General features: G+C 69.5%; 3 protein-coding genes. All 3 read right to left on the bottom strand.

Translation table 11 applies throughout. The features are described 5' to 3' along the window. Positions 1–683 (bottom strand): nitrogenase component 1 (locus tag APM_RS11565; protein WP_007423562.1); only part of this gene is annotated, 683 nt, incomplete at its 3' end. A 2-nt stretch (positions 684–685) separates the two neighbouring features. Further along, positions 686–1,654: a chlorophyllide a reductase iron protein subunit X gene (locus tag APM_RS11560; protein WP_007423561.1), complete on the bottom strand. Its 969-nt coding sequence runs from the start codon at positions 1,652–1,654 to the stop codon at positions 686–688. Then, positions 1,651–2,589 (bottom strand): chlorophyll synthesis pathway protein BchC, encoded by a 939-nt coding sequence (gene bchC / locus APM_RS11555; protein ID WP_007423560.1) that lies wholly within the window; start codon positions 2,587–2,589, stop codon positions 1,651–1,653. The genes APM_RS11560 and bchC overlap by 4 nt, the downstream gene beginning before the upstream one ends. Between the last annotated feature and the right edge of the window lie 186 nt (positions 2,590–2,775).

Raw genomic sequence — 2,775 nt, 5'->3', positions numbered from 1 at the left:
GCCAGCATCGCCGCAACCCCTGGCGGATCGGCGGGGAACAGCTCGCCCAGCAGGGTGACCCGCCGATCCTCGGCAAGCCCCGCGCGCGGCCGCGCCACCGCGCCGGCCTCAGCCTCGCGCCGCGCATAGCGCAGCATCGCCCCGGCCAGCACGTCCTTCGCCTCGGCATGGGTCGGCACGCCGAAGCCCGGCACGTCGATGCCGATCACCCGCACACCGTCGATCTCCCGCGGCAGCAGGTCGAGCGGCACGCCCGAAGCGGTCGGCACGCACAGATTGATGACGACGACGGCGTCATACGCGTCCGGCTGCGCCGTCCGGCGCACCGCGTCGCGGATATCCTCGAAGAGCTGGCCGGTCACCAGCGTCTCGGAATCGAACGGCACGTAGCCGACGCTGCGGCGCGCGCCGTAGAAATGCGAGGTGAAGGTGAGACCGTAGACGCAGCAGGCCGAGCCGGACAGGATCGTCGCCACCCGCCGCATCCGCAGGCCGACGCGCAACGACCCGAAGGCCGGGCACATCGATTGCGGCTGGTCGTGCGGCCCCTGCGGATAATCGGCGGCGAGCCGCTCCAGCACGGCGGACTTGCCGGCGGCGCGGGCGGCCTCGCGCATCGTCTCCCGCCCGCCATGGCAGCCGGAGTCCTGCGGCCGCGCGATCGTTCCCTCCGGCGGGGGCATGGTCAGGCCCCCTCGTAGACGACTTCGAGGGACGGCCGGTTCAGCACGTCCGAACCGCACATGTCCTCGAGGCTCGCCGGGTCCAGCACCACGCCGCGGCCCACCGCGTCGCCCTTGAACAGGCCGAGCAGCCCGTCCTGGCTCAGCGGCGTCGGGCGGATCGGCGGCGCCTCGGCCACCTGCACGCCCAGCGCCTCGAACAGCGGCGACCAGCGCCCGCCGGGCCGCCCGACGATCTCGTAATTCGCCGATTTGCGGCGGATATCCTCATCCGCCGGAATCGCGGCCAGCACCGGAATCCCCGCCGCCGCGGCGAAGGCCTGTGCCTCGCCGGTGCCGTCATCCTTGTTGATCACCAGCCCGGCAACGCCGACATTGCCGCCGAGCTTGCGGAAATAATCCACCGCCGAGCAGACATTGTTGGCGACATAGAGCGATTGCAGGTCGTTCGAGCCGACCACGATCACCTTCTGGCAAAGATCGCGGGCGATCGGCAGGCCGAACCCGCCGCAGACCACGTCGCCCAGGAAGTCGAGCAGCACGTAATCGAAATCCCACTGGTGAAAGCCCAGCTTGTCGAGCAGCTCGAACCCGTGGATGATCCCGCGCCCGCCGCAGCCGCGCCCGACTTCCGGGCCGCCCAGCTCCATGGCGAACACGCCGTCGCGCTTGAAGCAGACATCGCCGATCTCCACCGCCTCGCCGGCGGCCTTGCGCCGCGCCGAGGTCTCGATGATCGTCGGGCACGACTTGCCACCGAACAGCAGCGAGGTCGTGTCGCTCTTCGGGTCGCACCCGATCAGCAGCACCCGCTTGCCGAGCTGCGCCATCGAATACGACAGGTTGGCGAGGGTGAAACTCTTGCCGATCCCCCCCTTGCCGTAGATCGCGATGATCTGGGTCTTCTTCGCCGGATTCGCGCTCGCGCCAATCTCGGTATCGGGAGCCGTGCGGCCGGCGCTTGCGTTCATGTCATGTCTCTCCAGTCGATGAGCAGTTTGAGGCAGGAATCGTCTTTGAAGGCGGCGGGATAGGCTTGCGCCGCGTCCGCCGCCGGCACCCGGTGCGTCACCAGGCCGGACAGGTCGAGTCGCCCCGCCGCGACGCGCGCGGCGACATCGGCGAGATCCTCCGGCTGCCATTGGGCGGCGATGGCAATCCGCGCCTCGCGCATGAAGGCCGGGGGGAAGGCAAAGCCGAGCGGGGCGGCGTAAAACCCGGCGAGGGTGATCATCCCCCCCGGCGCCAGGCGCCCGATCAGCCGGTCGAGAATTGCGGAATCGCCCGAGGCGTCGATGATCGTGCGATAATCCCGCCGCGGATCGTCCGCCGCGGCCCACACCTCATAGCCTTGCGCCCCCGCGAACCGCGCCGCCCTGGTTTCCCAGACCACCGGCGCCCCGCCATCGAGCGTCGCGAGGCGGGCGATCAGCCGGCCGAGAACGCCATGCCCGACGATCAGCTCCGGCGCGCCGCCGGCAACCCTGATCGCATGCCGGGCCGTCGCCGCCAGCGCCAGCAGGGTCGCGTTCGCGCCGAGTGCGGCGGGAACCCACACCGCCCGCTCGGCCGGCACTACCAAATGTCGTGAATCCGCGCCGAACAGCGCGCGCATCTCGCCGAAGCAGCGGGCTCCCGGAACGAACACCGTCTCGCCCAGCCGGCCGCGCACCGCGTGCCCTGCCTCGACAATCGTGCCCGTCGCCTCGTAGCCCGGCACCAGCGGATAACCCATGCCCGGAAAGGGCGGCATCTCGCCGGTGAAGATCAGCTTCTCCGTGCCGGTGCTCACCCCCGACCACGCCACCTCGACCACCACATCCGTGGCCGCGGGCGCATCGAGCCTCACCCGCCGGAGCGACAGGTCGAACGGTCTTTCGATGATGATGGCGAGACTGTCGAGCAAGGCACGTCCCCTCTGGAGTGCCGCGAACCGTGCGGTCGTATTGTAAATGTCAGCTTACAAGTACAAAACAAAATGTCAATCTAAACTTACAGTCAACGCTTCTTTTATCGTGCCGACTCATCCGGCGCGTGCCGCGATCAGCCCGGTCAGCAGCGGCTGCGGCGTGGCGATCTGCCGCGCCCCGAT

Origin of the sequence: Acidiphilium sp. PM, from assembly GCF_000219295.1 — a bacterium.
Lineage (GTDB): Bacteria > Pseudomonadota > Alphaproteobacteria > Acetobacterales > Acetobacteraceae > Acidiphilium > Acidiphilium multivorum.
This window is presented reverse-complemented; position numbering and strand designations above follow the sequence as displayed.

Coding starts and splice junctions, on each gene's coding strand:
- APM_RS11560 (WP_007423561.1), bottom strand. CDS start 1,654: ATGAACGCAAGCGCCGGCCGCACGGCTCCCGATACCGAGATTGGCGCG.